The sequence below is a fragment of the Enterobacter sp. D2 genome, from assembly GCF_034427575.1.
In the GTDB taxonomy this organism is placed as follows: Bacteria; Pseudomonadota; Gammaproteobacteria; order Enterobacterales; family Enterobacteriaceae; genus Enterobacter; species Enterobacter cloacae_M.
Genome location: NZ_JAXQPP010000001.1, coordinates 1764417 through 1790856, shown reverse-complemented (window position 1 = coordinate 1790856; position 26440 = coordinate 1764417). Strand labels below are relative to the sequence as shown.

25 protein-coding genes are annotated in these 26440 nt (G+C 55.4%); all 25 read left to right on the top strand.

Going from position 1 to position 26440, the window contains the following annotated elements; translation table 11 throughout:
* The first annotated feature begins 2 nt into the window (after positions 1-2).
* The 25 genes from tagF (at position 3) to SPG90_RS08515 (ending at position 26395) form a co-directional block, all read left to right on the top strand.
* Positions 3-719 (top strand): type VI secretion system-associated protein TagF, encoded by a 717-nt coding sequence (tagF, locus tag SPG90_RS08635; RefSeq protein ID WP_047173194.1) that lies wholly within the window; start codon positions 3-5, stop codon positions 717-719.
* Positions 720-730: 11 nt separating this feature from the next.
* Positions 731-1747 carry a type VI secretion system protein TssA gene (tssA, locus tag SPG90_RS08630; RefSeq protein WP_047173193.1) on the top strand — a complete coding sequence of 339 codons (1017 nt, stop codon included), beginning with the start codon at positions 731-733 and terminating at the stop codon, positions 1745-1747.
* A 75-nt stretch (positions 1748-1822) separates the two neighbouring features.
* Positions 1823-2347, top strand: coding sequence for a type VI secretion system contractile sheath small subunit (gene tssB / locus SPG90_RS08625; protein WP_008502644.1), 525 nt, complete (start codon positions 1823-1825; stop codon positions 2345-2347).
* Positions 2348-2350: 3 nt separating this feature from the next.
* Positions 2351-3850: a type VI secretion system contractile sheath large subunit gene (tssC, locus tag SPG90_RS08620; protein WP_023336028.1), complete on the top strand. Its 1500-nt coding sequence runs from the start codon at positions 2351-2353 to the stop codon at positions 3848-3850.
* 97 nt (positions 3851-3947) lie between these two features.
* Positions 3948-4613 carry a hypothetical protein gene (locus SPG90_RS08615; RefSeq protein ID WP_226855178.1) on the top strand — a complete coding sequence of 222 codons (666 nt, stop codon included), beginning with the start codon at positions 3948-3950 and terminating at the stop codon, positions 4611-4613.
* Positions 4614-5295: 682 nt separating this feature from the next.
* On the top strand, positions 5296-5778 hold the full coding sequence (locus tag SPG90_RS08610) for an Hcp family type VI secretion system effector (RefSeq protein WP_008502640.1): 483 nt from the start codon (positions 5296-5298) through the stop codon (positions 5776-5778).
* A 67-nt stretch (positions 5779-5845) separates the two neighbouring features.
* The gene (locus SPG90_RS08605) at positions 5846-6253 is read left to right on the top strand and encodes a putative T6SS immunity periplasmic lipoprotein (RefSeq protein WP_045404297.1); all 408 of its coding nucleotides are present in this window, start codon (positions 5846-5848) and stop codon (positions 6251-6253) included.
* A gap of 80 nt (positions 6254-6333) precedes the next feature.
* A complete protein-coding gene (locus SPG90_RS08600; protein WP_045404296.1) occupies positions 6334-6825 on the top strand; it encodes a type VI secretion system amidase effector protein Tae4 in 492 nt (163 codons plus the stop codon).
* Complete coding sequence (locus SPG90_RS08595; protein WP_047173191.1) at positions 6822-7175, top strand: T6SS amidase immunity protein Tai4 family protein; 354 nt, start codon at positions 6822-6824, stop codon at positions 7173-7175. The genes SPG90_RS08600 and SPG90_RS08595 overlap by 4 nt, the downstream gene beginning before the upstream one ends.
* Before the next feature lie 87 nt (positions 7176-7262).
* Positions 7263-9026, top strand: coding sequence for a type VI secretion system-associated FHA domain protein TagH (tagH, locus tag SPG90_RS08590; protein WP_047173190.1), 1764 nt, complete (start codon positions 7263-7265; stop codon positions 9024-9026).
* Entirely contained in the window at positions 9023-9820 is a 798-nt protein-coding gene (locus SPG90_RS08585) for a PP2C family protein-serine/threonine phosphatase (RefSeq protein WP_023336024.1), read from the top strand. Before tagH ends, SPG90_RS08585 begins: the two co-directional genes overlap by 4 nt.
* 16 nt (positions 9821-9836) lie before the next feature.
* Positions 9837-10835: a hypothetical protein gene (locus SPG90_RS08580; RefSeq protein WP_322408080.1), complete on the top strand. Its 999-nt coding sequence runs from the start codon at positions 9837-9839 to the stop codon at positions 10833-10835.
* Between the two features lie 9 nt (positions 10836-10844).
* The gene (locus SPG90_RS08575; protein ID WP_047173188.1) at positions 10845-11657 is read left to right on the top strand and encodes a type VI secretion system accessory protein TagJ; all 813 of its coding nucleotides are present in this window, start codon (positions 10845-10847) and stop codon (positions 11655-11657) included.
* Positions 11650-12213 carry a type VI secretion system baseplate subunit TssE gene (gene tssE / locus SPG90_RS08570; RefSeq protein ID WP_047173187.1) on the top strand — a complete coding sequence of 188 codons (564 nt, stop codon included), beginning with the start codon at positions 11650-11652 and terminating at the stop codon, positions 12211-12213. The genes SPG90_RS08575 and tssE overlap by 8 nt, the downstream gene beginning before the upstream one ends.
* Positions 12214-12215: 2 nt before the next feature.
* Positions 12216-14087 (top strand): type VI secretion system baseplate subunit TssF, encoded by a 1872-nt coding sequence (tssF, locus tag SPG90_RS08565; protein WP_163353917.1) that lies wholly within the window; start codon positions 12216-12218, stop codon positions 14085-14087.
* Positions 14084-15127 (top strand): type VI secretion system baseplate subunit TssG, encoded by a 1044-nt coding sequence (gene tssG, locus SPG90_RS08560; protein ID WP_126303754.1) that lies wholly within the window; start codon positions 14084-14086, stop codon positions 15125-15127. Before tssF ends, tssG begins: the two co-directional genes overlap by 4 nt.
* Before the next feature lie 38 nt (positions 15128-15165).
* Complete coding sequence (tssH, locus tag SPG90_RS08555) at positions 15166-17781, top strand: type VI secretion system ATPase TssH (RefSeq protein WP_322408079.1); 2616 nt, start codon at positions 15166-15168, stop codon at positions 17779-17781.
* A gap of 24 nt (positions 17782-17805) precedes the next feature.
* Positions 17806-19224 (top strand): serine/threonine protein kinase, encoded by a 1419-nt coding sequence (locus SPG90_RS08550; RefSeq protein ID WP_126303750.1) that lies wholly within the window; start codon positions 17806-17808, stop codon positions 19222-19224.
* Positions 19225-19507: 283 nt separating this feature from the next.
* Positions 19508-19918, top strand: coding sequence for a hypothetical protein (locus tag SPG90_RS08545; RefSeq protein ID WP_241238605.1), 411 nt, complete (start codon positions 19508-19510; stop codon positions 19916-19918).
* 64 nt (positions 19919-19982) lie between these two features.
* Positions 19983-21911 (top strand): type VI secretion system Vgr family protein, encoded by a 1929-nt coding sequence (locus tag SPG90_RS08540; protein ID WP_322408078.1) that lies wholly within the window; start codon positions 19983-19985, stop codon positions 21909-21911.
* A gap of 11 nt (positions 21912-21922) precedes the next feature.
* Positions 21923-22717: a DcrB-related protein gene (locus SPG90_RS08535; protein WP_126304656.1), complete on the top strand. Its 795-nt coding sequence runs from the start codon at positions 21923-21925 to the stop codon at positions 22715-22717.
* A gap of 2 nt (positions 22718-22719) precedes the next feature.
* Positions 22720-23982 (top strand): polymorphic toxin type 46 domain-containing protein, encoded by a 1263-nt coding sequence (locus SPG90_RS08530; protein WP_126304658.1) that lies wholly within the window; start codon positions 22720-22722, stop codon positions 23980-23982.
* Positions 23975-24322, top strand: a complete 348-nt coding sequence (locus tag SPG90_RS08525) for an immunity protein Tsi6 family protein (RefSeq protein ID WP_126304660.1) — start codon at positions 23975-23977, stop codon at positions 24320-24322. Before SPG90_RS08530 ends, SPG90_RS08525 begins: the two co-directional genes overlap by 8 nt.
* Positions 24323-24522: 200 nt before the next feature.
* Positions 24523-25593, top strand: coding sequence for an ADP-ribosylarginine hydrolase Tri1 (tri1, locus tag SPG90_RS08520; RefSeq protein ID WP_126304662.1), 1071 nt, complete (start codon positions 24523-24525; stop codon positions 25591-25593).
* 364 nt (positions 25594-25957) lie between these two features.
* Entirely contained in the window at positions 25958-26395 is a 438-nt protein-coding gene (locus SPG90_RS08515; protein ID WP_226855174.1) for a hypothetical protein, read from the top strand.
* Positions 26396-26440: the final 45 nt, after the last annotated feature.

The window sequence follows — 26440 nt, the reverse complement described above, 5'->3', positions numbered from 1 at the left end:
GTATGACGAATACCCCTGCGATGAACCGCTACAGCTGGTATGGCAAGTTACCCAGCGCCGGAGATTTTTTGCAGCGTCGCTTTCCTGACACTTTACAGCGCCAGTGGTCACACTGGTTCCAGGTCGGTCTGCTGGCCTGGCAGCAGGAAGAGCAGCGCAGCGGCGAGCGCCAGTTTCAAAAAGCGCCAGTCTGGAATTTTGTGGTACCGCCCATGCTGGGCAGCCAGATGATCCAGATGGGCTGTCTGCTGCCCGGCCGCGACAGCGTTGGCCGACAGTATCCTGTTTGCCTTCAGCTGAGCTTCGCGCCGTCCGAATGGTCGACCAGCCTGCTCAGCCAGGCCGAAAGCTGGTATCAGCAGATTGGGCGCCTGGGGCTGCACGCGGTGCGCAACAGTTTTTCCGCCTCGCAGCTCGACGAGATGCTGATGTCCATTCCGGCCCCGCAGCCGGTCGAGCCGCAAAAGCGTTCCGACATACTTGATGTGATTGGCTATGACGAGGACGGCCAGAGCACGCTGGGCTGGCCTCAGGCGGCTGAATGTTTTGATCCTCTGCGTCAGACCAGCTACTGGTGGACCAACCGCTGCGACGGCTACCCGCTGTACACCCACGTGCACAGCGGTAACTTTACCGGGCAGCTTTTCACCCTGCTGTTCGACCCGGCAGGGGGCGCCCGTCCGGGCCGTCACGGTCTCTATCCGCCTATGTTTGAATAAGCAGGGATCTCATGAATATCGAAGAATTTCTCGCGCCAATAAGTCCCGAAAAACCCTGTGGCGAAAACCTGGAGTACGACGCCGACTTCCAGAGCATGAATCAGGCAAGTCTTGGGAAAGCGGAACAGCAGTTTGGCGACACCATTATTCCGGCAGAACCAGCTGACTGGAACACGGTGGAAAAATACGCCACCAGCCTGCTGACCCGCACCAAGGATCTTCGCGTCCTGCTGGCGTTAACCCATGCCTGGACCCGCCGTCGCGGGCTTGCGGGCTACGCGGACGGATTACTGCTGGTGCAGGAGGCGATCGCCCGCTACTGGGAGCCGCTCTATCCGCTGCTGGAAGAGTATGGCGAAACCGACCCGTTCTACCGCATTAACGCCCTGGCAGGGCTGAGCGATAAGTCCGACCTCACCGTCGCCGTGCGTAACGCCTCGCTGCTGCGTTCAAACGGCGATGAAATTTCGCTCCGGGATGCTCAGGCCCTGCTGGACGGCAGTAAAACCGAATGCCCGGACTATCCCGGCGGGCGTCCGCGGCTGATTGACGAGCTGGCCCGCGGCGACCAGCCGGGAACCGCCGCGGTTATCGTCATTAACGAACGTCTGCTGGCGATTCGCGAGCTTCTCACCGGGCATCTCGGTGAAAGCGGCGTGCCCGAGATGGAGCAGCTGCTGAAAACCGTCGGACTGGTCGCCAGCGCGTGTCAGGTAACCGACATCAGCAAGCTGCTGCCGAACCGCGAGGCGCAGGCAGAACCCCAGGCCGAGCAGCAGTCGACGGCAGCGCAGCCCGTTCAGTCGGTCACCGACTGGCGCAGCGTGCAGATCACCAGCCGCGCCGACGCGCAGCTGATGCTGGAAAAAGCGAAGCAGTATTTTGCGCAGTACGAACCGAGCCACCCCGCACCGCTGATGATTGAACGGGTGCAGCGGCTGTCAGAACTTAACTTTATGGACATTATTCGCGACCTGGCGCCAGACGGCGTTAACCAACTTGAAAACATCTTTGGGCGCCGCGAATAACGCGTCCAGGCATTATGACGACAGGCATGGAGCCTGCCGTTTCACCTTCACCGCGCATCTTTGATGGAGAACATCATGGCAATGAGTAACAGTGGGCAGAAATTCATCGCACGTAACCGTGCCCCCCGCGTGCAGATCGAGTACGACGTAGAGATCTACGGTGCAGAACGTAAGATTCAGCTGCCGTTTGTGATGGGCGTCATGGCCGATCTGGTCGGCAAACCGGTTGAAAATCTGCCGGCCGTCGACGAGCGTAAATTCCTCGAAATCGACATCGACAACTTTGACGAACGCATGAAGGCGCTTAAGCCGCGCGTGGCGTTCCAGGTGGATAACACCCTAACCGGCGAAGGCAAGCTCAACGTGGATCTGACCTTTGACAGCATGGACGACTTCCTGCCGGATGCGGTGGCCCGCAAGGTCGAGCCGCTGAATAAGCTGCTGGAAGCGCGTACCCAGCTCTCCAACCTGCTGACCTATATGGACGGCAAAAACGGTGCGGAAGAGCTGATCGCTAAAATTCTGCAGGATCCGACGCTGCTCAAATCCCTGAGCCAGTTGCCGAAAAATGACGAAAGCGCGAAAGGTAGCGAGGAATAATCGATGAGCAACCAGACTCAACAACACGAGCAGCAGGCGGGTCAGGCGTTCAGCCAGGATGAATTCAGCGCGCTGCTGAACAAAGAGTTCCGCCCAAAAACCGATCAGGCCCGTTCAGCCGTAGAAAGCGCGGTTAAAACGCTGGCGCAGCAGGCGCTGGAAAACACCGTCACTTTCTCCAACGACACCTACCGCACCATTCAGAACCTGATCGCCGGTATTGACGAGCAGCTGTCGCAGCAGGTGAATCAGATCATTCACCACGACGAGTTTCAGAAGCTGGAGAGCGCCTGGCGCGGTCTGAGCTACCTGGTGAACAACACTGAAACTGACGAGATGCTGAAGATCCGCTTTATGAGCATCTCCAAGCAGGAGCTGGGCCGCACCCTGAAGCGCTTCAAGGGCGTGGGCTGGGACCAGAGCCCGATCTTCAAGAAGATCTACGAGCAGGAGTACGGTCAGTTCGGCGGCGAGCCGTTTGGCTGCATCGTCGGCGACTACTACTTCGACCACAGCCCGCAGGACGTTGAGCTGCTGGGCGAAATGGCGCGCATCGGCTCTGCGGCGCACTGTCCGTTTATCACCGGTACCGCACCGGGCGTGATGCAGATGGAATCCTGGCAGGAGCTGGCTAACCCGCGCGATCTGACCAAGATCTTCCAGAACACCGAATACGCCGCCTGGCGTTCGCTGCGTGAATCCGAAGATGCCCGCTATCTGGGGCTGGTGATGCCGCGCTTCCTGTCGCGTCTGCCGTACGGCATTCGCACCAACCCGGTGGACAGCTTTGACTTTGAAGAGCAGACCGACGGCGCGAACCACAACAGCTACTCCTGGGCGAACGCCGCGTACGCGATGGCCGCCAACATCAACCGTTCCTTCAAAGAGTACGGCTGGTGCACCTCGATTCGCGGCGTGGAGTCCGGCGGGGCGGTGGAAAACCTGCCGTGCCACACCTTCCCGAGCGATGACGGCGGCGTGGACATGAAGTGCCCGACCGAGATCGCCATCAGCGATCGTCGTGAAGCCGAGCTGGCGAAAAACGGCTTTATGCCGCTGGTTCACCGCAAAAACTCCGACTTTGCCGCCTTCATCGGCGCGCAGTCGCTGCAGAAGCCGGCCGAGTACCACGACCCGGATGCCACCGCCAACGCGCGTCTGGCCTCTCGTCTGCCGTACCTGTTCGCCTGCTGCCGCTTTGCCCACTACCTGAAGTGCATCGTGCGCGACAAAATCGGCTCCTTCCGCGAGCGCGAAGAGATGGAGCGCTGGCTGAACGACTGGGTCATGAACTACGTCGACGGTGACCCGGCGAACTCCTCTCAGGAGACCAAGTCCCGTAAACCGCTGGCCGCTGCGGAAGTGCAGGTGCAGGAGATTGAAGATAACCCGGGCTACTACGCCGCGAAGTTCTTCCTGCGTCCTCACTACCAGCTGGAAGGTCTGACCGTTTCCCTGCGTCTGGTTTCTAAACTGCCGTCGCTGAAGACGAAAGACGCGTGATGAGTGTAGCCGGCCCATTGGGCCGGCAAAGTTAACTACATTGGCATAATTCATATAGAAAACCATCGATGCTCATTAACTTCAGGAGGAATCAACATTGGGAACGAGTTCATCAAAAGAAATTGCAGATGGCATGTTGAAGATTTTTGATACGCGTAAACAGAGTGGTCCAGAAATTTTCGCTCGCAGCGCGGTCGATGGTTTTATGTCAATCCCAGAAGACTTATGGATGTTAACCAAAGATTTTCTGGATACTGACCATCGGTGGCGAAATGAAACAGATAAAATTAGGTTGTTAACGCTAATCAAAAAAGGGCTTACATCAGAAGATGTGCGTCGGTTAATCAATACAGTGGTCAAACGTTATCTGTCTGGTTTATCTGAAGAGCAATCTAAGGAGCTCCTCCTAAAAGTAGGTGGGTCGCAAGTAGGTGGTATAGCCTTTAAAATGGTTTTCGTAAATGAATTAATTACGCTATTCGTTTCAAAAATTGTTCCGCGATTTCTTGTTTCTGCAGGGCTTACTGGTGTGTTAAGTGTGGGTGCTTCAATTTCTCGCTCAGTATATACCTCATACGATCTGTTAAAATTAAACAAAGATATTTACTATGAGTTGCGTGGTGCGGGTGATTTAGATTTATTATATTTTCTCGTTGAAGATAATGTTAAGCCATTTATTGAAGCTATAAATTTCCAACAAAGTCATGGTGCTATAGATAAAGAGATTTTTAGCCGATTTTTAGCAGGAGCTACTCGTGTTTGAAAGAGCATCAAAGTACGTTATAGTCTATCTCATGCTTATTGTCTCATTTATGCTTTTTTTCTCAACTCTTGGCTATTATATTTTTGTTTTTGATTGGTCGGTAACCACCTTAGAAATAACGATAAATACAGTTCTATTAATCATTCTTTTAGCTGCATCTATCGCTATTTACTATTTTGCGGAAAAATTAAAGTCAAGACTTTGATTTGCGCAAGGACTTTAGTGAGAAGTAAGATGCCAAAAGGATGATCAGCAAAAAAACCAATTTCCCAAAAAGTAAGCCTGCAGAAGTTGTAGTGATTTTTTCTAATGAAAATACATACCAGGCTGATTGGAAAAGATCTACAGTTGTGAAAATTGCGATAACTAAAAATACGACTGTCAGTATTAATAACATTATTTTCTTCATTTTATGTTGCCTTATATGAATGATAGACGGTTGAAAATATTCTAGATGATGCAGTGAATGATTGTCTAGCGCTTAGTTACCATGAGGTGTGACTAACCATAATTTAGGGTGGTTGCAATTGCAGGCACTCTGAAGAGTCTGTACGAAGTACGAATTCGACAGGCTAGAGGCAGAGGTAAAATATGGACGGTTTTATTCAGCCCCATGCTTTCCTGTTTGCCATATAAGTGCTTTTTCGAAAGCAATATTGTTCATCCACGAAGAGTAGATATTATGGCTATTGATATGTTTCTGAAGGTCGAGGGTGTTACGGGCGAATCTAAAGATTCTAACCACACCGGCTGGACTGATATTACCTCCTTCTCCTGGGGCGCTTCCCAGCCAGGTAATATGAGCGTTGGCGGTGGCGGCGGTGCCGGTAAAGTTAACTTTAACGACCTGCACGTTAACGCGCTGATCGACAAATCCACCACCGCTATCCTGAAACACTGCGCCAGCGGTAAACACCTGACTAAAGTTGAGCTGTCCGTCTGTAAAGCCGGCGGCCAGCAGGTGGAATACTCCCGCATCACGCTGGAAGATGTGCTGGTGACCTCTGTTCAGTACACCGGTGCTGACAACGGCGACACCGTTGGTGTGACCTATGCATTCCAGGCTGCGAAAGTGAAACAGCAGTACTGGGAGCAGACCACGTCGGGTGGTAAAGGTGCTGAAAGCAGCGCTGGCTGGAACATCAAAGAAAACAAAGAAGCGTAATTGCGTATGTGGCCGGGGAGTTTTCCCCGGTCATTATCAACCTCAAGAGCCCTCAGGATTGGCGGGCATGATTATGCAAAAGTTATTCGGTGTGTTTGCAGTCACGTTGATGGTCAGCGCCTGTTTGTCTCATCCAGGACAATATCAGTCGCTTTCGGTTACGCTGAAAAATAATGAACCCTGCTTTGCTATCCCTGCTAATTCCGGGTTAGACGCGCCTGTCACCAGCCATTCGCCCACCATAATGATACGCGCGGGAAATGAATGGAAAGCGATATCGCCGCCGTCAACGTTTAGCCCCGAGGTGACGTTAACGACCCAGCAGTGTCACCAGTGGAAGGGGATTGCGTGGCAAGCCGGAGAATATGATGTTGCCTTGAAAGTGTCAGAAAAAAACGATTCTATTCGCTATGCGGCCCGTTTCACCTTACAAGAAGGTCCTTCAGGCCAGTTTAAGCTTACGCAGACTGAATAGAATGTTTTAACCCCAAACGTCGCCGTTCTCGCCCCGAGAGCGACAGCCCCATCCTGAGCTTCTTATCAAGGAGAAACAAGATGTCTCAAATGCGTCCTGCTTTTGGTGCCGCCTGGAACAGATTCAGAGAAGTGAACATAAGCGTAGAACAGGTTGGCAAATTGTTGGGTGGAAAAGTTCAGCATAATATCGACGCCGGTATTTTTAAAAATGCCTGCCCAATTCGTATGAGCTACGTTTTAAATTACTGTGGCATTCCGATTCCTTCTAACAGTAAATATGCGACAGTGACCGGAAACGACAAAAAGCGCTATATGTTCCGCGTTAAAGATATGATTTCATTTCTACCCACGGTACTGGGCAATGCCGATATGTCTGTCTCTTCTCCCACTCCTGCGCAATTTGCAGGCAAACAGGGCATTATCATCTTCACCGGGCACGGCTGGAGCGACGCTACCGGGCATGTCACACTCTGGAATGGAAATATTTGCTCTGATGATTGCCATTTTCTGGGCTCACCGGGTAATGGTTCATTTATTCCGACCAACGCAACATTCTGGAGCCTGAAATGAAACGTTTATTACTGCTGATCCTGGCTATAAATGCCCCTGCTGTTTATGCCCAAACCCTGCCTGATGTTAGCGCTTTTTCTCAGCAACAAATCTTTGAAAACTGGGTGCAAAATCGATGCATCAGTAAGATTGCGGACAGTAAAAGTCTCAAAGATGATGCAGAGGCCAGTGCAGCCGCATGGCTGGAAGCAAGCAATCTCCCTGCTGAGAATTTTGAAAAAGCTGACAAGGTGATTGTTTCTTTACTGAAAGAGAAAGTAGGCGGTACCGAACCGGGTCAATATCAGGTTTTAAAGTGCAGCTTAATCGCCAATAGCGAAGCGATTCGTCCGCTCAAAACGCCAGAATAGAACAGATGGAATCGGCCCCCAAACGCCGCCGTTCTCGCTCCGAGAGCGGCAGCGTTTGAGCGCTAATCATACCAGCAGGAATACGCCATGCGATTCACGATTATTTCTACGAAACCCGGTCATCAGCCGCCGCAAAGCAGCTGTGATTTTTACGCCCCGGGCGGCACCATTGGGCGCGGTACGGATAACAATCTGGTGTTGCCGGACAATGACCGCACCATCTCTCGTCTGCAGGCCATTGTTCACGTTGACGCCCAGGGCGAATGCCGCGTGACCAACCGTGGCAGCGTCACCCGCGTGGTATTAAATGACATTCCGCTGGAGCGAGGGCGTCAGGTTGAGCTGCAGGATGGCGACATTCTCGGTATTGATGACTACCGTATCGAAGTGTCCGAACTGATCCACGATACGCAGCCCGTGAGCCGTATGGCGGCCAGCATGCATCAGCAGGCGCGTCCGGCAGCCGCACCCGCGCCCGCTGCGCAACCGAAGCCGGCGAGCGCCGCACCGCGCGGGAAGGCCGAGCCAACCGCCGTGCCAACGGAGATCTGGGATAGCCTGATGCAGGAGTTCTCCATCTCCGACAGCATCTCCAGCAACCGTACAAAACCGCAGCCTGCTGCATCGCACGATCCGTTCTCCCAGCCTTCGGCCCCGGAACGTAACGCTGAAGATCCGCTGGCGATGTTCAACGACAGCGATCCAAAGCTCGAGCGTAAGAACGTTGACCCGGACACGCTGTTCAGCGACGAAGCGTTGTTCAAAAAAGAGAGTATTTTTGACGACGTCACCCCGTCAACGCTGGTGCCGCCGGGCGAGACGACCCCCGCTAAGCAAGAAGACGAGGCGACGGACGAACTCGATCCGCTGGCCCTGTTTGGCGGTAAGGCCAGCGCGCCAGCCGCGCGTAATGACGACCCGCTCGGGCTGATGGGCGGCGCCCCATTAACCCATCCGGATGACATTCTTACCGAAAAGCCTGCGCCAGTGCCGGAACCCGCGCAGGAAGAGGACGTGCTGGCCGATTCTCCGCTGTTCGCCCCTGAGCCGCAGGAAGAACCGCGTGCTGAAGAAGAGCCCGCGCGACCGGATTACGCAGGCTTCACCATGCCTACGCCACAGGCCGTTGCGCGCAGCAGCGCTCAGGCCCCGAAGGGCCGTCTGCGCATCGACCCAGTCAATAACGCCGCCGCCCCAACCGCTACGGCGAATAGCGGTGAGAAGGGCGAAGTGCTGCAGGGCGAGCTGCTGGAGGCGCTGCTGGAAGGCATGGGGCTGAGCGAAATGCAGCCCGTCCCGCAGTTTGACCGGGAAAATATGCGACAGCTCGGGCAAATCCTCGGTATGTTCTCTCAGGGGACCGTGGCGCTGCTCTCCTCGCGTTCCATTCTCAAGCGTGGCGTGAAGGCCGATATGACGATGGTGCTGGACGATGCCAACAACCCGTTCAAGCTGTTGCCGACCGGCAAAACCGTGCTGATCCAGATGTTCGGCACCCCGATGCCGGGCTTTATGCCGCCGACCAAATCCGTGCGCGACGCGCTTATCGATCTGCAGGCGCACCAGCTGGGCATGATCTCCGGTATCCGCGCCATCATTGCCGCGATGCTGCAGTCCTTTAACCCGGAACAGCTGGAAGAGCAGGCGAAGCAGAATGGGATGACCTCTCGTCTGGCGCTGCCGGGCAGCCGCAAAGCCGCCCTGTGGGACTATTTTGTTCGCAGCTATGGCGAGACGGCTGGCGAGATTGAGGATGACTTCCATACCCTGTTCGGCGAGGCCTTCCTTCACGCGTACGACATGGAGGTAAATCAGTACAAAGACTCACAGAGCGGATCGGAAGACAAATGAATATCGCAACGGCTTCTCTCTCCCGCCAGGGGACGCGCGCCAGCAACCAGGATCAGACGGGAGAAACCATAGGGGAACGTTCAGCATGCTTTGTCGTCTGCGACGGCATCGCGGGCCTGCCGGGCGGTGAGGTGGCTGCAGAGCTGGCCCGCAACAGCATTATCTCCCGCTTCGATGGCGACAAACATCTTAATGCGCAGCATATCCGCGACTACGTGCAGACGGCGAACCGCACCATCCTCAGCGAACAGCAGGCCGTTCAGGACTATCGCCGGATGGGCACGACGCTGGTCAGCCTGTTCATTGACCGTGATTACGGTCTGGCCTACTGGGCGCACGCCGGAGACAGCCGCCTGTACCTGTTTCGCCGGGGATGGCTGTGGCATGTGACCACCGACCACAGCCTGGTGCAGCAGATGAAAGACGCCGGGCACCAGACCGACGATCTCAACAGCAATCTGCTGTACCTCGCGCTGGGGATTGAAAACGGCGGGCCGGAAGCGAGCTACAGCGACGTGGTGCAGGTTGAAGACGGCGATGCATTCTTACTCTGCACCGACGGGTTCTGGCACGGCGTTAGCGAAGAGCAAATGAAGCAGTCGCTGCATATGGTCAATACGCCGCAGGAGTGGCTGACCTTAATGAACCAAATCATTCAAAAGAATGGCGAACAGGAGGGGAATGCTCAGGATAACTATACTGCCCTGGCGGTATGGATGGGCAACCCTCAGGACACCACTTTGCTGCACACCCTCTCTGACGCAGCACAATTTCTTCCCTGCGGAACTGATTAGACACACAAGGAACGATATGAAACTTTGGCTATCGGGTTTGGCACTTCTGGCGGTCACCTCCACCGCGCAGGCTGAGAATTTCCGCATCGTGCAGTCTCCTGCGCAGAAGCTGGATATCTGGATCGACAACATCAAAGACAACACGCCGCAGAGCTGGTGTAAGCCAGAGGTGGCGCTGCGCATTGTGGCGAATGGTAAGAAAGACGTCTCCGTGCTGGAGAACTTTGTGCCGCGTCTTGGCTCCCTGCTGGAACACCAGTGCAGCAAAGTGAATAAGCTTAGCTGGACGCTCAACGATCCGGCGGGTACCACGCTGGCGCAGGGTACTGCAGGCAAAGCGCAGGACTGGGCGCTGGTGGTGAAACAGGAGCAGGCCGCACCTGCTGCGACCGTCACCGCAACCCCAGCCAGCGGCGCTCTGCTGCCGCCGGACCAGAACGTGGCTTCCCGCACCGTTGCCGCCGACCGTACGCCGTGGCAGGAGTTTACGCTTCAGGACGGCTGCCACCTGCGCACCTTCTGGGAAGGGGGCGCTTCCGCTCCGGCGCTCTTTATTCCGGATTCTGACACCACCCGCTGCGGTAACGGCAGCTGGCTGAGCGGACACACCGTGGTTTCGCAGTCCCGCAACGGTGGACAGAAAGAGATGGTGGTGACCTACATTCATGGCTTCCCGGTGGCGGGTCTGAATCAAAGCGCCGATCCTGAAAACGCGCTGATCACCTCCGTCAACAAAGAGCGCATGGTGTTCAGCACCTCAGACAGCGACCAGAGCTGGATGATCCTGCCTTACGATAGCGCCCTGAACAGCTGGAAAAGCAACGGCACCGTAGCGGTGGAGATCTCCCGTGAAATTGCCAGCGATGATGCAAAACTGCAGGCGCGTATTGCGGCGGTGAAAAAAACCTGGAGCGCCTGGGTCGCACCCGGCACGCCGCTGAATATCGTGCTGATTGACACCCTGCGTCCTCAGCTGCGCGATCCGGCCGTTGGCGCATGGCGCGCGGCGAATTAAGGAGTGGCTATGAATACGCTCTATCAACACCTGGCGGGCGAGCCGCTCAGCGATGCGCTGGCGCGTCTGGAAGCTGAAATCAAAGCCCGTCCGGCAGATGCCGACCTCCGCGCCGCGTTCGTGCAGTTTTTAACCCTCAGCGGCAACTGGACGCGCGCGCTGACCCAGCTGAAAAGCTGGCTGGCGCTGAAGCCTCAGGCGAAGCCCACCGTCACGCTGCTGGAGCAATCCATTCAGGGCGAACTGCAGCGCGCGCAGGTGATGGCGGGACAGGCGCGTCCGGCTATGCCTGAAACCCAGTGGCCGTGGCTGACGACCCTGGCCTCGGCGCTGAGCGAGGAGGGCGAGCGCGCCCGGGAACTGCGTCTCGAAGCCCTCGAACAGGCGCAGGCCACTGCGGGTCACATCACACTCGAAAACGAGGAGACGCAGGCTTTCGAGTGGCTGATGGACGGCGATGCCCGTCTCGGCCCGGTCTGCGAAACCATCGTGAACGGTCGTTATTTCTGGCTGCCGTTCAGCGCCATCGCGGAGATCCGTTTCCAGGCGCCCGCCAGCGTGACCGATCTGGTCTGGCGTCACGCGCTGGTGCGCCTGACCGACGGTATGGAGCAGGTGTGTCAGATCCCGGCGCGTTATCCGTTTGCTGACGATGCCACCGATGCGGTCAGGCTGGGCCGCACCACCGAATGGCAGCCGCTCGACGAAGACGGCACTCTTTACGAAGGCAGGGGCCAGAAGGCCTGGCTGAGCGAGCAAAGCGAATACCCGCTGCTGTCATTAAGCCTCGTGACGTTTGCGACGGATGGAGCCGATGAGTAATCCCGCTGGCGAAGGCGATCTGCTGCGCAGCGGCTGGCAAGCCCGCAGCAGGCAGGAGAAGGTGGGGGCGCGCGACAAAATGCAGCCCTCGCTGCTGGATCGGCTCACCGATAACGACCCGGAAAAAAAACGCGAGTCGGCCAACAGCAATCTGATCACCCACGCCGCCCTGCGGCGCAACGTCCTGCGCGATCTGCAGTGGCTGTTTAATACCATCAACCACGATGCCTCCGGCGACTTGAGCGACTTGCCGCACGTGAAGCGCTCGGTGGTCAACTTCGGCGTCGCGCCGCTGGCCGGGAAAAGGATGTCGGATATCGAATGGCACGACATTCAGCGCAAGCTCACCGAGGCTATCATCAATTTTGAACCGCGCATTTTGCCGCAGGGGCTGCAGGTCCGCTGCGTGTCGGATACCTCCTCGCTGGATCTGCACAATGTGCTCTCCATCGAGATCAAAGGGCGTCTGTGGTGTGTGCCGTACCCGCTGGAGTTTCTGTTTCGTACCGATGTCGATCTGGAAAACGGCCATTTTGAACTGAAAGATGCGGGGTAATCATGGAAAGTAAACTGCTCGAATATTACAACCGCGAGCTGGCCTACCTGCGCGAAATGGGGGCCGAGTTTGCCGAACGCTACCCAAAAGTCGCCGGACGGCTGGGCATGCGCGGCATCGAAGTGGCGGACCCGTATACCGAACGTCTGATGGAGGGCTTCGCCTTCCTGACCTCCCGCGTGCAGATGAAAATGGACGCGGAGTTTCCGCGCTTCTCCCAGCGTCTGCTGGAGATGATTGCGCCTAACTATCTCGCGCCCACGCCGTCGATGGCGATCGCGGAGATTGAGCCCGACAGCAGCCGGGGCGATCTGAGCAAGGGCTTCATTGTGCCGCGCGGCACCATGATGGACAGCCTGGCGCTGAAAAAAACCGGCGTGACCTGCAGCTATACCACGGCGCACGAGGTCAACCTGCTGCCGCTGAAAATCGACAAGGTCGAGCTGGGCGGCGTGCCCGCCGATCTGCCGCTGGCGCAGCTGGGGCTGAGCCAGCGGCAGATCGGCAGCGCCTTAAGGATCCGCATCGCCTGCGACGGCCCGCAAAACCTCGGACACCTGGATTTCGACCGTCTGGAATTTTTCCTCGGCGGTCCGGACATTGAAGCGCTGAAGCTGCTGGAGCTGGTGATGGAGCATCACGCCGGGATCGTCTGCCAGACGGTCAGCCCGCAGCCGCAGCGACAGCTGCTGGCGTCGGACGCGCTGCGCCAGGAGGGCTTTGAGCCTGACCAGGCTCTGCTTCCCGACGATCTGCGCAACTTTGACGGCTACCGCCTGCTGCAGGAGTATTTCGCCTTTCCGGCCCGCTTCCGCTTCATCAGCCTGAGCGGTCTGGGCACGCTTATCGAACGCTGTGAAGGCGAAAAAGCCTTCGACATCTTCATTCTGCTGGATAAGTCGGATGAACAGCTGGAGCGCGTGGTCGATGCCAGCCATCTGGCGCTGCACTGTACCCCGGTCATCAACCTTTTCCCAAAGGTCGCGGCGCGTCAGAAGCTGAATGAAGGCCAGCATGAATACCATCTGGTGGTCGATAACATTCGTCCTCTGGATTATGAAATTTACGCGGTCAAAAAAATCTATGGCAGCGCGGACGGCCAGCGCGATGACCAGACGTTTCGTCCATTCTGGAGCACCTGGAGCGGTGATGCGGGCAACTACGGGGCCTATTTTTCCCTGCGCCGCGAGCAGCGCGTGCTGTCCGAGCACGCCCTGCGCTACGGCACCCGTACCGGCTATATCGGTTCAGAGGTGTTTGTTTCGCTGGTGGATGAACAGCACGCCCCGTGGCAGGAAAACCTGCGCTATATCTCTGCCGAGGTGCTCTGCACCAGCCGCGACCTGCCGCTGATGCTGCAGCAGGAACTCGGGCAGTTCATTGTGGCCGATTCCATGCCGGTGAAATCCCTCACCCTGCGTAAAGGGCCGACGCCGCCGCGTCCGGCGCTGGCGGAAGGGTTCAGCACCTGGCGGCTTATCAGCCAGCTGCAGATGAACTACCTCAGCCTGATGGACAGCGAAAACGAAGAGGGGGCGGCCGCGCTGCGCCAGCTGTTAGGGCTTTATGCCAACCTGGCCGAAACGCCCGTTGCGCGTCAGGTGGAGGGCGTTCGCCACTGCGTGCTGGAGCCGGTTCACCGCCGCGTGCCTGAACCCGGTCCGGTCGTGTTCGCCCGCGGGATCGGCATTACGCTGACGGTGGATGAGCGAGCCTTTTCCGGCGCCAGCCCGTGGCTCTTCGGCAGCGTGATGGAGCGCCTCTTTGCCCGTCTGGTCTCTATCAACAGCTTCACCGAGTTCACCCTGAAAAGTCAGCAGCGCGGCGAGATTGGCTACTGGGCGCCGCGCATGGGTAAAAGGGCGCTGATATGAGTGACGCTGCCACTGCACCGCTGCGCGTGCATCGCCTGACCCGGCTGCCGGACGCGTTCTGGCAAGGGGTTCGCGAGACGCCCTGGCGCTACGATCTGTTTCAGCTGTTAAGGCGCATTGATGCCCAGGGCGGCGAGCGCTACCCGCTGGGACGCGCACCGTTGCCGAAATTTGAACCGCTGCGCATCGGCCAGCAGCCGTCGATGAGCTTTGCGCCGTCGACGCTATCCCACGTACGTCAGCGGGAAGAGAGCGGGCTGCACGAGGTGTCTATCCTCAGCTTCGGCCTGTTTGGCCCGAACGGCCCGCTCCCGGTCCATATGACCGAGTACGCCCGCGAGCGTATTTATCATCATCAGGACACCAGCCTCAGCGCGTTTGCCGATCTGTTCCATCACCGTCTTGCGCTGCTGTTTTACCGCGCCTGGGCGGATGCGCAGCCTACCGTCTCCCTGGATCGCGCTGATAACAAGCGCTTTGAGGGCTATCTGGCGTCGCTGATTGGCATGGGCCAGCCGGGGCAGATGAACAAAGGCAGCCTGAGCTCGCATGCCCGCTTTACCCACGCCGGGCACCTGACCCGTCACGGGCGGGATCCGGAGGGGCTGGAGAAGATCCTGCGCAGCTATTTTAAAGCGCCGGTCAAACTGGTCAGCAACGTGCCGCAGTGGATGCCCCTCTCCACGCGCGAGCAGGCGCAGCTGGGAGCAGGACGCCGCATGCCGCGCATGGGTGAATCGGCCTTTCTCGGCGTCGCCGTCCGCGACGTGCAGCATAAGTTTCGCATCGAAATTGGCCCGCTGAGCGCGGAGGAGTACAACCGCTTTCTGCCGGGTGAAGCGTGGGTGACCGAGCTGCGCGACTGGGTGCGTCAGTACGCCGGGGTGGAGTTTGAATGGGAAACGCGGGTGATCCTGCGTGAAGACGCGGTTCAGGGCACCACGCTCGGCAGCAATGGGCGATTAGGCTATAACACCTGGCTGGGCCTTCAGCCGCAGCCTGTCCCGCGCGGCGATCTGGTGTATCGCGCAGAGCGGTAATCCTTCCGTATACCGAATCATTGTTAATGGAAACTAACATGTCAGAAATTAGCCGTGCCGTGCTTTTCGGCAAACTGGATACGCTGTTATTTACCTCTCTGGAAAGCGCCACTGCGTTCTGCAAGCTGCGCGGCAACCCGTACGTTGAGCTGGTGCACTGGCTGCATCAGCTGATGCAGCAGCAGGATGGCGATCTGCAGCAGGTCATCCGCCACTTTGCCCTTGATGAACAGCAGCTGACGCGCGATATCGTGGCCGCGCTGGACGTCCTTCCGCGTGGCGCCAGTTCCGTTTCCGATCTCTCCGAGCATATCGACAGCGCCGTGGAGCGCGCCTGGGTGTTTGGATCGCTGAAGTTTGGCGTCAGCCGTATTCGCAGCGGCCATTTGCTGATCGGCATGCTTAAAACCTGGAACCTGGCTAACGTGCTGAAAAGCATCTCGTCGCAGTTCACCCGCCTTAACGTCGAGGTGCTGATTGAGCAGTTCGACGCGATTTGCGCCAACAGCAAAGAGACGCAGCAGGCCGCTGCCGCCGCAGACGCACCGGCGGGTACGGTACCGGCGGCGCAGGGCACTCTGGCCCAGTACGGCCAGGACCTGACCGCCCGCGCCCGCGAAGGGAAGATTGACCCGGTTGTCGGGCGCGACGAGGAGATCCGCCAGATGGTGGATATCCTGATGCGTCGCCGCCAGAACAACCCGCTGCTGACCGGGGAAGCCGGGGTCGGGAAAACGGCGGTGGTGGAAGGGCTGGCGCTGCGTATCGCCGACGGCGACGTTCCGGAGCCGCTGCAAAATATTCAGCTGTGGCTGCTGGATATCGGCATGCTGCAGGCTGGCGCAGGCATGAAAGGCGAGTTCGAGGCCCGTCTGCAGGCGTTAATCAATGAGGTCCAGTCCAGCACCACGCCGATTATTCTGTTTATCGATGAGATCCACACCCTGATTGGCGCAGGCGGCCAGCAGGGGACCGGCGATGCGGCGAACCTGCTGAAGCCCGCGCTGGCGCGCGGCCAGCTGCGCACCATTGGCGCCACCACCTGGGCGGAATACAAAAAATACATCGAGAAAGACCCGGCGCTGACCCGTCGTTTCCAGACGGTGCAGGTGCACGAGCCGGACGAAGCGAAAGCCATTCTGATGCTGCGCAGCACCGTGTCGCCGCTGGAGACGCACCACCAGGTGCTGCTGCTCGACGAAGCGGTCAGCGCGGCGGTGAAGCTGTCGCATCGTTACATCCCGGCGCGTCAGCTGCCGGACAAAGCCGTTGCGCTGCTCGACACCGCCTGCGCCCGCGTCGCGGTCAGCCAGAGCGCGCCGCCCGCGCAGCTGGAAGACTGCCTGCGCCTCCTTGCCGCGCTGGACGTGGAAATTGAGATTGCTGAACGCGAAGCGCGCGTGGGAGCCGGTGACGCCGATCGCGTGACCGCTTTACTCGCCGAACGCGACGCGTATGATACAAAACGCGAAGCCCTGGCCCTGCGCTGGGAAGAAGAGCGCAGCCTGGTGCAGGAGATTATCCGCCTGCGCGCGGCGCTGTTCGCGGCGAGCGATGACGATAGCACCGAGCTGCGCGGCCAACTGGCGGAACGGCAGCAGGCGCTGAACGCCCTGCAGGGCGATGAGCCGCTGCTGTTTGCGGCGGTGGATGAAAACGTGGTTGCTGCGGTGGTCTCTGACTGGACCGGGATCCCGCTGGGCCGGATGGTGAAAAATGAGATCGACGCGGTGCTCAACCTCGCCGACACGCTCAACCAGCGCGTTATCGGCCAGCGTCATGGTCTGGACCTCATTGCCCGCCGCGTGAAAACCTCGCGTGCGAAGCTGGACGATCCCAACAAACCGGTGGGCGTCTTTATGCTGTGCGGCCCGTCCGGGGTCGGTAAAACTGAAACCGCGCTGGCGCTCGCCGAGTCTCTGTACGGCGGCGAGCAGAACGTTATCACCATCAACATGAGCGAGTTCCAGGAAGCGCACACCGTTTCCACCTTAAAAGGTGCGCCTCCGGGGTACGTAGGGTATGGTGAAGGTGGCGTGTTGACCGAGGCCGTCCGCCGCCGTCCGTACAGCGTGGTGCTGCTGGACGAAATTGAAAAAGCGCACCCGGACGTCCACGAGATCTTCTTCCAGGTCTTTGATAAAGGCTGGATGGAAGACGGCGAGGGGCGCCACATTGATTTCCGTAACACCATCATTATTCTGACGTCTAACGTCGGCACCGACCTGATTAGCGCCATGTGCGCCGATCCGGAGCTGATGCCGGAGCCTGACGCGTTAAGCGGCGCCCTGCGCCAGCCGCTGCTGGAGGTATTCCCACCGGCGCTGCTGGGCCGCCTTCTGGTGGTGCCGTACTACCCGCTCAGCGACGAGATGCTGGGGCAGATTGTTCGCCTGCAGCTCAGGCGCATTCAGCGTCGTCTGGAAGAGAATCACAGCATTATTTCTGAGTTTGACGACAGCGTGGTGGAACAGATCGTTCAGCGCTGTACCGAGGTGGAGTCCGGGGGACGCATGGTGGACGCTATTCTGACCAACACTCTGCTGCCTCAGATGAGCCAGATCTTACTTACCGCCAGCCGCAGCGACGAGCAGTACCGACGTCTGCACGTCACCTGCGAGCAGGGCGAGTTTCACTGTCAGTTTGCCGCGTAATAATCATCAAGAGAACTGTAAAAGATGACGGATAATGATAACAATCGGACTGTCCCAAACGCGCTCCCGGTCGGGTACCGCTTCAACGAGTTTGAAATCAAAGAGGTGATCGGCGGCGGGGGTTTTGGCATCGTCTATCGCGCGTGGGATCACCAGCTCGAACGCACTATCGCTATCAAAGAATTTATGCCTTCCTCGCTCGCCGTGCGCGGCGACGACATGACCCTGGTGCTGCGCAGCGAGCGTTTTGGCAAAGCGTTTTCCGCAGGCCTGAACAGCTTCATTCAGGAAGCCCGTCTGCTGGCGCGCTTTAACCACCCGAACCTGCTGCACGTCCTGCGCTTCTGGGTGCAAAACGATACGGCCTACATGGGGACGCTGTTTTACAGCGGCACCACGCTTTCGCGCCTGCGCGAACAAAAGCCGGAGCTGATTAACGAAGCCTGGATCCGCCGCACGCTGCCGATGCTGTTCGGTGCGATCAAGACTATCCACAACGAAGGCTACCTGCACCGCGACATCTCTCTGGATAACATTCAGATCCAGGATAACGGCCTGCCGGTGCTGCTTGATTTCGGCTCCGCGCGCCGCACCATCGGTAATCTCTCCGACGAAACGGAAACCATGCTGCGCCCGGGCTTTGCCCCGATTGAGCAGTACACCGACGACAACGAAAGCGAGCAGGGCCCGTGGACGGACATTTACGCCCTCGGCGCGGTGCTGCGTACCCTGATTGTGGGCTCTCCGCCGCCGGTCAGCGTGGTGCGCTCAATTCAGGATACCTGCAAACCGCTGGTGGAAATCATGCCGCAGGGCTATTCCATTCCGCTGCTCCAGGCCATCGACCGCGCGCTGGCGCTGCACATGGAGGACCGTCCGCAGTCCATCGACGAGTTCGCCGCGCTGATTGAGATGCCGGTCGCCGGTATCAACGATGTGCTGACGGCGAAAAAGCCCGGCACGATGCTGGTACCGGTGGAGGAGGAACAACCGGCTTCGCTGCTCGACTGGCGTCGCTATAAGATCCCGGGCATGGTTGCCGCAGGCGTGCTGGTGGGCGTTGTCGCCGGGGCGATGCTGTTCAGCAGCGGGAATGATGCTCCCGAGCAGGCTGCGCAGCCACCGGCAGAGACGCGTCCGACTGAGACCGCCGCTAACGCGCCGGACGTGAAGCCAGAAACGGCGAAGGTTAACGAGCAGGCGACGGCCCAGCAGACTCCGCCGCCTGTCGAGAGCCCTGTTGCGCTGGTCTATATCCGCATCCTCGACGGCGAAACGCTGAAAGTGAACGGCGAGCCAAAAGCGCTGCGTCCGGCGACCAACGGCTATGCATCGCTCAAGCTGCCGGCCGGTGAGGTGAAGATTGAACTGCAGGGCAACGGAAGAACGCGTGGCCAGACGCTGGATATCACCAAACCGGGCACCTGGCTGGTGAATCCTTAGGAACGTACGAACTTCGAGGCCAGGGACTTATTCTAGAGGTGTTAGATGATTGTTTCCCCTCTTTACGTACAAAATCTCATTAGAATTAAATGCTCAATAGGCTCGGGAGAGGTGGTCTTAATTGACCACCCTCAGTGAAAAACAACCGTGACCTTTTTCTCCGACCTCGGAGAGTTAGATGAAGCGAAGATGCGGAATTCCATTTTTGTAAATGATAATAACGTTCGTTAACATAAATAATGTCGCGCATTTAAAAAGTAAAATAGGGTATTTCTGGGGAAGCATGGATCTTCTCGCAATTTTACTTTATTGCGTGAATTCAGTTCGCAACAACAGAATCCCATTCATTTCTGACGCAAAAGCGTTTAGTGCTTCATCGCATTATTACGCAGGTGATGGTTTCAGCATTTTGGTCATGCTTTTTTTTGTGCTTGACTTACTTTTATTACTCTCTTTTTTTGCTTCGACATGGTTATTTTTCAAGCGAAACATCGGGGCGGTTAAATTTGCCCTTGCTCAGGAATTATTTCGCTTGATTTCATTCAGATGTTCGGTCTCATTTTTCCCTCTTTTAGTAAGTATGTTTGATATCTCAAACATCTGGTTGAATGCAGGCTTATTTGTCATATCAGAGTCACTGAAAATCTACTCTCTTGTTTTTTGGATGAACAAGGGGGAAAAGCCCCTTTCTTGAATGACGCTTTATCACAGATGCGAACCTCTTTTCTGAATCGCATAAGCTAGATGGAATAAAGATTATGCTCAACCGAATTACCGTTCAGCTCCCGGTGGAGGGGCTTCTGTTCTGGAAACTGACGGGCCGCGAGGCGATGTCCGAGTCGTTCGCGCTGACGCTGACTGTGCTCGGCACGGACGCGCGCATCGACCGCAGCAGGCTGCTGGGTCAGCCGGTCACGGTGACCATCCCGACGCAGAGCCTGCTGACGTCCCGCTATGTTAACGGCAAGATTACCCGCGTGGCGGTCAGCGCCGTCGAGCTGACGGGCACCCGCTATGCGGTGTACCAGCTGACGGTGGAGCCGGACCTGTGGCCGATGAAGCGCGACCGTAACCTGCGCATCTTCCAGGGGCAGACGGTGCCGCAGATTGTCAAAACCCTGCTGGGTGAGCATCAGGTCAACGTTGAGGATAAACTCACCGGCAGCTACCGGGTGTGGGACTACTGCGTGCAGTATCAGGAGTCGAGCCTGGACTTCATCAGCCGCCTGATGGAGCTGGAGGGGATTGCCTATCACTTCAGCCACGAGGCGGACAAACACACCCTGGTACTGACCGATTCCGCCACGCAGCATCAGCCGTTCAGCGGCTATGAGGTTATTCCTTACCACCAGACGCCGTCCGGCGGCAGTACGGACGAAGAGGGCATCAGCCAGTGGGCGCTGGAGGACAGCGTGACGCCGGGGATTTACAGCCTCGACGACTATGACTTCCGCAAGCCGAACGCGTGGCTGTTCCAGGCCCAGCAGAACCCGGCGTCGCCGAAGCCGGGCAGCATTGACGTGTACGACTGGCCGGGGCGCTTTGTGGACAAAGGCCACGGGGAGTTCTATGCCCGTATCCGCCAGGAGCGCTGGCAGGTTGAGCATCAGCAGATTCAGGCCACCGCCACGGCGGCGGGGATTGCGCCGGGCCACACCTTCACCTTAACTAACGCGCCGTTCTTCAGCGACAACGGGGAGTATCTAGTGACGGCGGCGGGCTATCACTTCGAAGAGAACCGCTACGCCAGCGGCGAGGGGGAAACCATTCACCGCACCGATTTTACGGTCATCCCGTCGGCGGTGGTGTACCGTCCGGCGCAGACCACGGCGTGGCCGCGCACCTACGGCCCGCAGACCGCGAAGGTTGTGGGGCCGAACGGCGAGAGTATCTGGACGGACAAATACGGTCGCGTGAAGGTGAAGTTCCACTGGGACCGGCTGGCGAAGGGCGATGACACCAGCTCCTGCTGGGTGCGCGTGTCGAGCGCGTGGGCGGGCCAGGGGTACGGCGGGGTGCAAATCCCGCGCGTCGGCGATGAGGTGGTGGTGGACTTTATTAACGGCGACCCGGACCGTCCGATTATTACCGGGCGCGTGTACAACGACGCGAGCATGCCGCCGTGGGCGCTGCCGGCCGCGGCGACGCAGATGGGCTTTATGAGCCGCACGAAAGACGGTTCCGTCGACAATGCCAACGCCCTGCGCTTTGAGGACAAGGCGGGCGCAGAGCAGGTGTGGATCCAGGCCGAGCGGAATCTGGATATTAACGTCAAAAACGACGAGTCGCATTCTACTGAAAAAAATCGCACTCAGTTTGTTGGAGAAGATGAAACTTTACGGGTAGCGAAAAACCAGAAATCAGGGATTAAAGGTGATGTGGTATGCCTGACGGGAAACAGTCGAAACGATAAAGTCGTTAACAATTTTATCCTTTCCGCAGGCAATACGCTGAGACTGGAATGCGGTGAAAGCGCCATCGAGCTATCAAAAGACGGCAGCGTCCATATCATTGGTAATAACTTTAACTTTACTGCGAAACAGAATGCGCAAATTAATACACTTTCCGGCGAATTACACTTGAACCCTGATGATGGACAAAATGTCATCGATCCGCCTGGCGCATCCCATCAGGGTGAAATCCAGCAGGAAGTGGATAGTTTTTTTGTTATTAATGGCAATAAATAAGAGTAACCCGAATGGCTGAATATATTCTTCAGGAAGCATCCCTCGCCTTACCTGATGTGTTTAAAGACAGAACCATGAATTTATTTACCCTGAGTGATAACGGAGCCAGCGAGTTTACTTTTGTTGTTTCTCGTGCGAGTGCTAAAAACGAAGATAAAGTCCATGATGCGGCAACACGGCTGGTACGTGAACTGGAAATTACGGTGCCCGATTTTCGTCTCGAATTCTCTCTGATGACCTCTGTTGATGGTCTCCCTGCGGTTGAGCTTTTTTATCAGTTCAAAAATGATAATGCGATCATTTTCCAGAGGCAGACCGTTATTTTGATCGGTGACCATCCTGGCGGCCAAAAGATGGTGTGCTATATCGGTACTTGCCCGGGCGAGTTTAGCGATTATTATCATAATCAATATCAGGAAATTATCCGCAGTATTAAGTTCCACAAACCGGCTCAGACTGAAACCCAGGAAATGCTCGCTGCCGACAGCCAGGGGCCATTTTTTGCGCTTGATAGTGAGAGTAAGGTACTCAGTGTCTTTGAAAACATTCAGGAACTGTATGGACACCTTTCGCTTCAGCGGGCGAAAGAGGGGCAGTATTTGCTTTTTGAAAAGCGGGGTAAACCACTCAGTATTGCACCCGTTCCGGACAGCCAACCCCTTCGTTACGCGCTCTGGACGACTTCCTCAGACAAATCACATCACCTGCTTTCACAGCTTTCCGTATGCCGCCAGGTCTCTGGTTCTGACCAACTTAATACACCCGATCGGATACGTGGGTATCTGATGGCACAGCGAGCCGAATAGTTATGTCCGAATGTCTGGCCGCTCGCGTAGATGATGAGATTGCTCATACAGCCTCAAAAGGCTGGATGATCGCAGGATTGGTTGGTGGGGCAATTCTGGGCGCAGCTGCCGTTGTCGTCACCGGAGGGACCGCGTTGGTTGCTGTTTCTGCCGTTGCGGCTGGGGCATGTGCTGCGGGTGGGTTGGGTGAGCTCCTCGGCAGTATGTCATGGGCTCCACGCCATACTACCGGTACGCTAAAAGAAGGTTCACCCAATGTCTTTATCAACAGCCGAAAGGCTATCCGCGCTCATCTGTCAGCCGGAGAGTGTGATGAGCACAGCGGTAGCCTGCAACGGGTTGCGGAAGGTTCGATAAAAGTTTACATCAACAACTTTCCCGCCTCTCGCACAGGCGATAAGTTGACTTGCAGCGCCGAGATTAGTCAGGGATCGCGTAATGTTATTATCGGTGGAAGCAAGGTTCAGACCGATGAAATAAGTCCTGAAATCCCGGAGTGGGTGAACTGGACGATGCTCGCCGTTGGTGCCGGAGCGATGGCGGTGCTGGCCAGTCCGGCAATCGCACTTCTGAGTACACTCGGTGCGATGGGCGGTGGGACTATTGGTGGCTACGCGGGTGGAATGGTGTGTGGCGAAGGTAGCGACGGTCAGAAATGGGGGATGCTGATCGGCTCCGTTATCGGCGGCGGGGCTGGCATTAAAGGCGGGGCACGGTTTGATGCGTGGCGGGCTGGTAAGCCTGTTCTCGAACCGGTTAAGCCAAATATTTCGGCCCGAAGAGCTGAACTTAATGAAAAATTTGGACGCACGGGCGATCTCAATAGGGATATTACAGCAAGAGGAAATAAAGAACTGGCAAGAAACTGGCTCGAATCTAAGGGGTTCACACCACAACAGATTCGTGACTTTGATAATGGTATTGATTATACAAACAGAGTGAGTGTTGAAACGATAAATAGAAATAAAACACTCTATCAAAACCAGGTGCCAGGTGGTCGACAGGGAAACTGGTATGCTCTTCGAGAAGATGTTAAACCAACAGAGTTGGGCATCAATCCAAGAGGTACCATTTATGGCACTGATCAAGTTGTTGATAAAGTAGCAAAACCTTATGTTTCACAGCAAAAAGTCGAGATGTTACGCAGTACTTCTTTGCCCGCGCTTGATACTTGGTCAGTGAAAGATGTACCCTATCAGACAAAAGGTGGGGCAATACAAATGCTTTCAAGCGAAAAGGATATATTTAAGGTGACTCATGAGTAAAGAAAATTACACCGCGCTAGATTATATAAATGATGCTATTGATGCAATTAATAATCGATTAGAACAAAATCCTACATTTTCTTTATATGTTATGGCGAAAAATCAGTTGGATTATATTAAATCTATTCTAACTGGTGCTGAAAAAGATAAAAGTAAATTACACACATTGAATCTTGGAGTGCTTGCGTCTAAAGAGTTTGATACTACCGATGCCGAACTTGCTCAGCATTTGTCCAATGCTAATTATATAGCCTCGCAGATGGGGCAAGGATTGAAGGTTATTCTTCCCCATGAGCAAGACGTAGAGTACCTGAAAAGGCAAAAAAGATATCGTAAGTGATAGGCAGTTTTTTTTATTTTTAAATGTGATTGTCCGGTATCGTTAACACTTTTTTGCTGTAACTATCATATACACTTGATTGCTATCTCCATTTTTTAATGTAATTAAGTCTTCTGTTTCACGGAAAAAAAGAGAGAATGATAGATTATAATCTGTCATGCGCAGTTTTCCTGGTTTAATCCTTTTATAAAGAATGCATAATGGAAGATCTTCACAGTGAAGACTCGGTAATCAATCGTTATGCCGATCGTTATCGTAGCTACATGCCAATTAATATCCGTAATGGAAGAAGAAACACTAGTCTTGATGCGTCGAATTCATCTCACTCATGGGATGCAACATTACCTTTAACCATAACTGAAGATGTTTCACGTGATAAGGCACTTGGATCGCTGGTCGGTTTGGCAGCCGGGGACGCCGTCGGCACCACTCTTGAGTTTAAGAAAAGAGACAGTGAACATGTAGAGGATATGATTGGTGGCGGGCCTTTTCAATTAAAACCTGGTGAATGGACAGATGATACGTCCATGGCATTATGTCTGGCAGAGACTTATCTTTCAGAAAAAAGAATGCATACCGATGTGCTTAGAAAATATCTCTTGAAATGGTATCTTAACGGAGATAATAGCAGTAATGGTCGGTGCTTCGATATCGGGAATACGACGCGATTCGCGCTTGAACAGTATATGCGTGTCGGACCTTCCTGGTATGGCAATACAGAGAAACACACTGCTGGTAATGCTGGGATTATTCGTCAAGCCCCGGTATCTATCTTTCGTCGAAAATCGCTGCGTGCGATTTACTTCGAATCCCAGGCTCAGAGTAGAGCAACGCATGGCGCGGTAGAATCAATTAACGCATGCCAATTTCTCGGATTGGTATTGCACTATTTAATTAACGGTTATCAAAAAGAAGAAGCTTTTTCGCCTCATATTTTCCCACTGTGCGCGCGTGTAATGATCATAAACGCGGGTGAGTATAAGCAAAAAACTCGCGATCAGATTCGTTCAAGTGGTTATGTTATCGATACGCTTGAGGCCGCGATGTGGTCCGTATGGAATACTGACAACTTCCGGGATGCGATTCTGCTGGCTGCCAATCTTGCCGATGATGCTGACAGCGTTGCGGCGACGGCGGGACAAATAGCGGGAGCATTATATGGTTATTCCGGTATCCCGCAGGGGTGGAAAGATAAACTCGTGCAACACGAACGTATCGCCACAATGGCAGGTGAACTATTCGATAGAGCTCCAGAGGATAATTTCTTATAATTATATTAGTCATATGGCACGGGTATTGTACCGTGCCTCTTTCTTTGTCTGTACCTAATGGTTTGTTAGTTAAAAGCGTCCCGGCGTGTCAAAAATTGGACAATACAGATTCTTCGAGAAGAGAAGATGTGTTGACCATGGTTTGTGGATAAAGGAAATTATATTGAGTTGGGTTGAATTAATGGCGTCACTGATATAGTCAATCAGCGGTTCGGGCCAATATTACGCCTGGTAGCAAAATCTATCGCCGCGTTAAGTTGTATGTTGTTGTTTTATGGTATTTGGTTTGGAAAAGGAATGTGATGCGAAGTGAGATGACGACACGACAATGCCTGGAGAACAACATGTATAAATGTGGTACGTTATGATTCAATGGCTTTTCTTTATTCTCTTTATGATTTGGACACTAGCGCTTATCTGGAATGGAAAAGACTTATTCAGTAAAAAACAATGGTTCCTTGCTGGGTTGATGTTCGTTCTGGTGCTAGTGGCTACGGTTGTTATTGGTTTTACGTTGAAATGGCTCGCTCAGTCAATGTCATTATTCTCCGTCGCAACGGCGAAACAATATTCGATTATCTTTTCCATGTCTTTCCTGTGCGTATGGGGTTTAAAGATTACCGTTGTGCTGCTCTGCACGATTTTTCACGGGGTTATAGGGGGGCACAAAAAATACAATGCAGAAAATTATGAAGCAATATCGTCTATAACACGCGTCGTTGCGCCTGGTTTACTTATCGTTGCTAAAAGCGTCGTTTCCCTGGGTAGCGTCCTTATGTTTTCAGGTTTATGGCTTAAATAAGCACGGTTTAAAAAATATCTCAATGAACACCGAGATTAGTCCATA